The organism is Mesorhizobium sp. M0028 (assembly GCF_040323855.1).
Lineage (GTDB): Bacteria > Pseudomonadota > Alphaproteobacteria > Rhizobiales > Rhizobiaceae > Mesorhizobium.
The window spans coordinates 284,915-291,864 of sequence record NZ_JAMYVG010000006.1; the positions used below are offsets into that span (position 1 = coordinate 284,915).

At 61.7% G+C, this 6,950-nt stretch carries 8 protein-coding genes; 7 read left to right on the forward strand and 1 reads right to left on the reverse strand.

Annotation, left to right across the window (positions count from 1 at the left end; all coding sequences use genetic code 11):
• Positions 1 to 160: 160 nt before the first annotated feature.
• The 5 genes from aptA (at position 161) to NKJ93_RS15325 (ending at position 5,107) form a co-directional block, all read left to right on the forward strand.
• Entirely contained in the window at positions 161 to 1,489 is a 1,329-nt protein-coding gene (gene aptA / locus NKJ93_RS15305) for an omega-aminotransferase AptA (RefSeq protein ID WP_352465212.1), read from the forward strand.
• Between the two features lie 68 nt (positions 1,490 to 1,557).
• Complete coding sequence (locus tag NKJ93_RS15310; protein ID WP_352589979.1) at positions 1,558 to 2,808, forward strand: Zn-dependent hydrolase; 1,251 nt, start codon at positions 1,558 to 1,560, stop codon at positions 2,806 to 2,808.
• Positions 2,805 to 3,212: a contact-dependent growth inhibition system immunity protein gene (locus NKJ93_RS15315; protein ID WP_352589982.1), complete on the forward strand. Its 408-nt coding sequence runs from the start codon at positions 2,805 to 2,807 to the stop codon at positions 3,210 to 3,212. The genes NKJ93_RS15310 and NKJ93_RS15315 overlap by 4 nt, the downstream gene beginning before the upstream one ends.
• A gap of 75 nt (positions 3,213 to 3,287) precedes the next feature.
• Positions 3,288 to 4,739, forward strand: coding sequence for a dihydropyrimidinase (hydA, locus tag NKJ93_RS15320; RefSeq protein WP_352589985.1), 1,452 nt, complete (start codon positions 3,288 to 3,290; stop codon positions 4,737 to 4,739).
• Positions 4,740 to 4,768: 29 nt separating this feature from the next.
• Entirely contained in the window at positions 4,769 to 5,107 is a 339-nt protein-coding gene (locus NKJ93_RS15325) for a hypothetical protein (RefSeq protein WP_352482948.1), read from the forward strand.
• 35 nt (positions 5,108 to 5,142) lie between these two features.
• Here NKJ93_RS15325 and NKJ93_RS15330 read toward each other — a convergent pair whose 3' ends face one another.
• Positions 5,143 to 5,547, reverse strand: a complete 405-nt coding sequence (locus tag NKJ93_RS15330) for a cupin domain-containing protein (RefSeq protein WP_352482950.1) — start codon at positions 5,545 to 5,547, stop codon at positions 5,143 to 5,145.
• Positions 5,548 to 5,708: 161 nt separating this feature from the next.
• Here NKJ93_RS15330 and NKJ93_RS15335 point away from each other — a divergent pair, with 161 nt between their 5' ends.
• Both NKJ93_RS15335 and NKJ93_RS15340 read left to right on the forward strand, forming a co-directional pair.
• Complete coding sequence (locus NKJ93_RS15335; RefSeq protein WP_023720849.1) at positions 5,709 to 6,500, forward strand: ABC transporter ATP-binding protein; 792 nt, start codon at positions 5,709 to 5,711, stop codon at positions 6,498 to 6,500.
• On the forward strand, positions 6,493 to 6,950 hold a 458-nt coding region (locus tag NKJ93_RS15340; protein ID WP_502904387.1), incomplete at its 3' end, for an endonuclease domain-containing protein. The genes NKJ93_RS15335 and NKJ93_RS15340, both read left to right, overlap by 8 nt.

Below are 6,950 nucleotides of genomic sequence, written 5' to 3' on the forward strand. Positions count from 1 at the left end.
CCGCATTTCCGCTAGTAATCCCTTGACCGCTGATAAGGCGGTGCTAACGTTTGTCCAACCGGTCAAAAATTTGCGTAGCACGAAAACGCAGCAAAGACCAAGTGTTGGAAAGACCAAGCGTTAGCCGCACCGAAACAGGTTACAAGGGGAAGTCTTGGTCATGTCCAACCGGCTGAAAGTCACGCCGAACGATCTCAGCGCATTCTGGATGCCGTTCACGGCAAACCGGCAGTTCAAGCAGGCGCCGCGCATGATGGTGTCGGCCAAGGACATGCATTACACGACCAGCGACGGGCGCAAGGTTCTCGACGGCACCGCCGGCCTGTGGTGCGTCAATGCCGGCCACTGCCGCCCGAAGATCACCGAGGCGATCCAGAGCCAAGCGGCAGAGCTCGACTATGCGCCGGCCTTCCAGATGGGCCACCCGATCGTGTTCGAGCTGGCCAATCGCCTGGTCGACATCGCCCCGAAGGGCATGGACCATGTGTTCTTCACCAATTCCGGCTCGGAATCAGTCGAGACGGCGCTGAAGATGGCGATCGCCTATCACCGCGTAAAAGGCGAGGGCTCGCGCACCCGGCTGATCGGCCGCGAGCGCGGCTATCACGGCGTCAATTTCGGCGGCATCTCGGTCGGCGGCATCGTCACCAACCGCAAGATGTTTGGCACGCTGCTCGGCGGCGTAGATCACATGCCACACACGCATTTGCCGGAAAAGAACTCCTTCACGAAAGGCGTGCCCGAGCACGGCGCGGAACTGGCCAACGAGCTGGAACGCATCGTCGCCCTGCACGACGCGTCGACCATCGCCGCAGTCATCGTCGAACCGGTTGCCGGTTCCACCGGCGTCATCCTGCCGCCGAAGGGCTATCTGCAGAAGCTGCGCGAGATCTGCACCAAGCACGGCATCTTGCTGATCTTCGACGAGGTCATCACCGGTTTTGGCCGCCTCGGCACGCCGTTTGCCGCCGACTATTTCGGTGTCACCCCGGATATCATGACGACGGCCAAGGGCGTCTCCAATGGCGTCATCCCGATGGGCGCGGTGTTCGTCAAGAAGGAAATCCACGACGCCTTCATGACCGGGCCCGAGCATATGATTGAGTTCTTCCACGGCTACACCTATTCGGGCAATCCGATCGCCTGCGCGGCGGCGCTGGGCACACTCGACACCTACAAGGAAGAGGGGCTGCTGACGCGCGGCGAGGAACTGGCGCCGTACTGGGAGGACGCGCTGCACTCGCTAAAGGGCGAACCGAACGTCATCGACATCCGCAACATCGGCCTGATCGGCGCGATCGAGCTGGCGCCGATCGCAGGCCAGCCGACGAAGCGCGCCTTCTCGGCTTTCGTCAAGGCGTTCGAGCGCGGTGCGCTGATCCGCACCACCGGCGACATCATCGCTCTGTCGCCACCGCTCATCATTACCAAGGGCCAGATCAACGAATTGATCGACCATGTGCGCGAAGTGCTGAGGGCGGTGGACTAGATGCTCCCCAACATGTAGGGCGACGACGGGAACCGTCGTCCTAATGTGAGTAAATGAGAGGAACTTGAATGGCCGCCCCCGGCGAGAATCTGCGAATCAATTCAGACCGTTTGTGGGATTCGATAATGGAGATGGCGAAGATCGGCCCCGGCATTGCCGGCGGCAATAATCGCCAGACCGTTACCAACGAGGATGGCGAAGGGCGGCACCTGTTCAAGCGCTGGTGCGATGAGGCGGGGCTCGAAATGGGCGTCGACGAGATGGGCACGATGTTTGCCCGTCGCGAAGGCACCGACCCCAGCCTGCCGCCGGTGTATGTCGGCAGCCATCTCGATACGCAGCCGACCGGCGGCAAGTATGACGGCGTGCTCGGCGTGCTCGGCGGCCTGGAGGTTGTGCGCTCGCTCGACGATCTCGGCATCAAGACCAAGCACCCGATCGTCGTCACCAACTGGACCAACGAGGAAGGCGCGCGCTTTGCGCCGGCGATGATGGCGTCCGGGGTATTCGCCGGCGTGCTCGATCAGGCCGAAATCTATTCGCATGTCGACAAGGACGGCAAGAAATTCGGCGAGGAGCTCGAACGGATCGGCTGGAAGGGCACCGAGAAAGTCGGTGAGCGCAAGATCCACGCCTTCTTCGAATTGCATATCGAGCAGGGCCCGATCCTCGAGGACGAGGGCATCGACATTGGCGTCGTCACCCATGGCCAGGGACTGAAATGGCTGCAGGTGACGCTGACCGGCAGGGAGGCGCATACCGGCTCGACGCCGATGCCGAAGCGGCGCAATGCCGGGCTCGGCATGGCGCGGGTGATCGAGTTGGTGCACGAGATCGCCATGGACTACCAGCCGGACGCCGTTGGCGCGGTCGGCCATATGGAGGTCTATCCGAACTCGCGCAACATCATCGCCGGTCGCACCGTCTTCACCATCGACATCCGCTCACCGGAAAAGGAAGTGCTGGACGCCATGGACGGCCGCATCCGGGAAGGCATCGACACGATCTGCGACGCGCTCGACATTAAATATCAAATCGAGCAGGTCGGCCATTTCGATCCGGTCACTTTCGACGCGGGCTGCGTCAAGGCGGTGCGGGATGCGGCGGAGCGCCTGGGATATACGCACCGCAATATCGTCTCCGGCGCCGGCCATGACGCCTGCTGGATCAACCGCGTCGCACCGACGGCGATGGTGATGTGTCCCTGCGTCGACGGGCTCAGCCACAACGAGGCCGAGGAGATCACCAAGGAATGGGCAACGGCCGGCGCCGATGTGCTGTTCCACGCGGTGGTCGATACGGCGGTGATTGTCGAATGAAGCCGCGTCGCAATCTTGACGAGGATCGGACGCTCAACGTGCTTCTGGGCTGGAAGGCAGATCAGCCTCCATTTCAAACCTCTCTCGTCGAACAATGCAGCATCGCGTTGGCAACGCCGCTGCGGAACCTTAGGGGGGAGCAAATAAGGCTGCTGGTCAGCCAAGGATTCGGGCTGGAATATGTGGTCCCCAAAGCGATATCCATACTGACTGAAAACCCGTTGATCGCAGTGACGTTCCACGATGGCGATCTACTTATGAACTGCCTCAAGATTTCTCCGGAGTTCTGGATGGAAACCAGGATCTTTGGATTGAGCTTGACGGGATCCTGCAATCGCTTGACCAAACCATGTCAGACATCGGCAAGCATCGGCCACAATTCGGTTCCGCCTGGGAAATTTTGAGCGGTCAGGACGCGGGAACCGCCAGATCGAAGAAAGCTTAAGCTTGCCAACGCGGACATATAGGGGAACAAGAAAATGTCCAAAGTCATCAAGAATGGCACCATCGTCACCGCGGACCGGACGTGGAAGGCCGACGTGCTGTTCAGGCACGGCAAGATCGTCGGCATCGGGCCGGACCTGCATGGCGACCATGAGTTCGACGCCAGCGGCTGCTATGTGATGCCGGGCGGCATCGACCCGCATACCCATCTCGAAATGCCGTTCATGGGCACCTATTCGGCCGACGATTTCGAATCCGGCACGCGCGCCGCGCTTGCCGGCGGCACGACGATGGTTGTCGACTTCTGCCTGCCGGCGCCGCGGCAATCGCTGCTCGAGGCCCTGCAGATGTGGGACAACAAGACTTCGAAGGCGTCCTGCGACTATTCCTTCCACATGGCGATCACATGGTGGGGCAAGCAGGTGTTCGACGAGATGGCCACCGTCGTCGATAGGGGCATTACCTCGTTCAAGCATTTCATGGCCTACAAGGGCGCGCTGATGGTCGACGACGACGAGCTGTATTCGTCGTTCCAGCGCTGCGCCGATCTTGGCGCGCTGCCGCTGGTCCATGCCGAGAATGGCGACGTGGTGGCGGCGCTATCGCAGAAGCTGCTGGCGGCGGGCAACAATGGCCCCGAAGGGCACGCCTATTCACGCCCGCCGGAAGTGGAAGGCGAGGCGACCAACCGCGCCATCATGATCGCCGACATGGCCGGCGTGCCGCTCTATGTCGTGCATGTCTCCTGCGAGCAGGCGCACGAAGCCATCCGCCGGGCGCGCCAGAAAGGCATGCGGGTGTTCGGCGAGCCGCTGGTCCAGCACCTGACGCTGGACGAGAGCGAATATTTCAACAAGGACTGGGACCATGCGGCGCGCCGCGTCATGAGCCCGCCCTTCCGCAACAAATGGCATCAGGATTCGCTGTGGGCGGGCCTGCAGTCCGGGTCGCTGCAAGTGGTGGCGACCGACCATTGTGCCTTCACCACCAAGCAGAAGCGCAACGGAGTCGGCGACTTCACCAAGATCCCGAATGGCACGGGCGGGCTCGAGGATCGTTTGCCAGTGCTGTGGACGACCGGCGTCAACACCGGCCGGCTGACGATGAACGAGTTCGTCGCGGTGACCTCGACCAACATCGCCAAGATACTGAACATGTATCCGAAGAAGGGCGCCATCGTCGAAGGCGCGGACGCCGACATTCTCGTCTGGGACCCGAAGCGCAAGAAGAAGATCACGGCCAAGAAGCAGCAGTCGGTGATCGACTACAACGTCTTCGAAGGTTTTGAGGTAACCGGCCTGCCGCGCTTCGTCTTCTCGCGCGGCGAACTGTCGATCGAGGAAAACGAGGTTAAGGCAAAGCCCGGCCATGGCGAATTCGTCGCTCGCGAGCCGAACGCGGCGGTCAACCGGGCACTGTCGACCTGGAAGGAAATTTCCGCGCCGCGCAAGGTGGAGCGTACAGGCATCCCGGCGACGGGCGTTTGAGCTTGGCGAGCCACGGAGCGATCATCTCAATGGCCGCGGTGATCCTTGCCGCCGGGCCGGCGGCGGACGTCCTTGCCGGCTCCTTTGGCAATGAGGTCGGCTGCGCTGGTGTACGGCTCGGTTATCAGGACAGCGACGATTATGTCGTGCTGACCGCCGAGGGCGTCGAAACCTATGGCAGCGGCTGCGAGTTCGCACAGCCATTGACGACGACGCCTGGCACCCAGTTGTTGAGCTCCACCTGTTTCGCCGAGGGCGAGAAGGGGACGACCACGGATGTCGTCAAGGTCATCAACAAAGGAGGGGACGGTTTCTTCGTGACCATTCCCGGCCTTGAGGAGATGGGGCCGCTGAAATCATGTTCGTGACGGTGCCGATGACGGCCGCCGCCTCGACCCAGTCCTCAGGCGACCAACCCGTCCAGTTCCGGCAGCAGGACGACGCTTTCCTGTTCGTTGGGATCGGTGCGGGCAATAACCGCCGAGGCGGGGCTGTCGCTCAGATTGGCCGGCAGATGCGGCACACCGGGGGGAATATAGAAAAGATCGCCGGCCTTGACCACGATATGCTGTTCGAGCCGGTCGCCATACCAGGTATGGACTTCGCCGGAGAGCACATAGATCGCGGTTTCATGGTTTTCGTGCATATGCGCCTTGGCGCGGGCGCCCGGAGGCATGGTCAGCAGATGCATGCAGATGCCGGAAGAGCCGACGCTTTCGGCGGCGATACCGGCGAAATAGCTCAGGCCCTGCTTGCCTTCATAAGAGCTTTCAGGGCGGATAAGATGGCACGTCGGTTTGGGCGACATCGGGGCAACTCCGGGCGTCTATCTGATGGGACAAGGGCACGTAGAACTGCGGCACGTAGAACTGGGGCGAGTAGGACTGGGCGAGTGGAAAGCAACATCGGGGTAAAATCAATCGGATTCCGGCCGGCGCCGCAGTGGCCGGAAGCGACAGGCTACGGCCGATGACGGGAGCATCGCCAGCCGTTGTTTCGGCAAGCAAGCTTGGCCTGACCTTCCAGACCAATGACGGTCCGGTGCAGGCGCTGTCGAATGTCGACCTGACCATCGGCAAGGGCGAATTCGTGTCCTTCATCGGGCCCTCCGGCTGCGGCAAGACGACCTTGCTGCGCGTCATCGCCGATCTGGAGAAGCCGACATCGGGAGCCATTTCCGTCAACGGCATGACGCCCGAGCAGGCGCGCCAGCGCCGCGCCTATGGCTATGTCTTCCAGGCGGCCGCACTTTATCCGTGGCGCACGATCGAGCGCAATGTGGCGCTGCCGCTGGAGATCATGGGCCTGTCCAGGGCGGAGCAGGCGGCGCGCATCAAGCGAACCCTCGACCTCGTCAACCTCAGCGGCTTCGAGAAGAAATACCCTTGGCAGCTTTCGGGCGGCATGCAGCAGCGCGCCTCGATCGCACGGGCGCTCGCCTTCGATGCCGACCTTTTGTTGATGGACGAACCGTTCGGCGCGCTGGACGAGATCGTGCGCGACCACCTCAACGAACAACTGCTGGAGCTTTGGGAGCGGACCAACAAGACCATCTGCTTCGTCACCCATTCGATCCCCGAGGCGGTCTATCTGTCGACGCGCATCATCGTCATGTCGCCGCGCCCGGGGCGTGTCAGCGATGTCATAGAATCGACGCTGCCGAAGAAGCGGCCGCTCGATATCCGCGAGACGCCGGAGTTCCTGGCCATCGCGGCACGGGTGCGCGACGGGCTGAGGGCAGGGCACAGCTATGATGATTGAGCGGGATGAGGGTCCTCCTCTCCCCGACGGGGAGAGGGTGGCCGGAGCGAAGCGGAGGTCGGGTGAGGGGGCGGCGCTAACAGATCCAACTAAAAGAAATGTTGGGGCAACCGCTCGTGCCCGAAAGCTCCGGTTTGACGAGACCGAGGCTGAGTACCGGCTTTGGGGGGAACTGAGAGGACGTCATCTCAACGGCTACAAATTTGTGAGGCAGGTGCCCCTTGGCCTTTTCATCGCGGACTTCGTTTGTCGCGAGAAGGGTCTGATTGTTGAAGTCGACGGCAGTCAGCATGCGGATTCTCCAACCGATACGGCGAGAACTGCTTGGCTGAATGGCTATGGCTATTCCGTTCTTCGGTTCTGGAACCATGAAGTTCTGGCCGAACGTCGAGCGGTCCTTGATACGATATTGGCTTGCCTCGACGGAAAGATTTCTACCCCCTCACCCGG